This window comes from Bradyrhizobium sp. WYCCWR 12699 (assembly GCF_032144035.1).
Lineage (GTDB): Bacteria > Pseudomonadota > Alphaproteobacteria > Rhizobiales > Xanthobacteraceae > Bradyrhizobium.
This window is the reverse complement of the sequence record NZ_JAVTJN010000035.1, coordinates 713-1,590: the sequence shown is the minus strand read 5'-3', so window position 1 is coordinate 1,590 and position 878 is coordinate 713. Positions and strand designations below refer to the sequence as shown.

Annotated in this window: 1 protein-coding gene; it reads right to left on the bottom strand. The window is 63.7% G+C overall.

Annotated features, from left to right (window positions below):
* Positions 1-85: 85 nt before the first annotated feature.
* Positions 86-878 (bottom strand): Mu transposase domain-containing protein (locus RPS27_RS24365; protein WP_409517569.1); only part of this gene is annotated, 793 nt, incomplete at its 5' end.

The following is an 878-nucleotide window of genomic DNA, read 5'->3' as shown; positions in this document are numbered from 1 at the left end:
TGCGCCCACAGCACCTTGATGGCAGGCAGACGGAGCTCATTGAGCAACAGATTGAGGCGCGCGGCATCAACCGTGTTCGTTACGCTCATGCGGCACCTCCGGTCTCGGCGGTACCGATGAGGCATTCGTAGGTCGCAAGCGGCACGAGCTGCACCACGACGTTCGGCAGGTTGGCGGGATCGGGGGCGAAGTAAGCACGTAGCCGGTTGATGTCGGGCAGTTGGCCGGCCTCGAGGTCGGCGGTGAGCTGATCGGCGAGTTCGGTCTCGCAGCCGCGTTCATGAGCGAGCGCGAGGAGATCGACCATGATCCGGCAGGCTTTTTTGTCCGGCAAGCGTTCGCGCAAGCGATCGAAGGTCTTCCGGTAGGCATCGCGCGGGAACAGCCGATCCCGGTAGACCAGATTGAGAAGTGCCATCGGCTTGCGCCGCAGGGAATGGATCACGTGCCGATAATCGACGACCTGGTCGTACTTGCCATTGGGATGCGGCCGCCCACGCGGCAAGGTGACGAGATGGGTGCCCCCGACGAACACGTCGAGACGATCGTCGTAAAGGCGCACCCGCAGCCGGTGACCGATCAGGCGCGATGGCACCGTGTAGAACACCTTGCGCAGGGTGAAGCCGCCGGACGAGGTCACGCGGACGATCACCTCTTCGTAGTCGGAGGTGCGCCGATCGGGCAGCTCCTGCAACACCACGCGCTCGCTATCGATCCGCTTGGCGTTGCGGGCATTGCGGCGGCTGACGATCTCGTCGATGAAGCCGCGATAGGTGGCAAGATCGTCGAAGTCGACAGTTCCGCGCAGCAGCAAGGCGTCCGCGATTGCTCGCTTGAGATGACCGTGAGGCCCTTCGATCGAGCCATTCTCGTGGGCG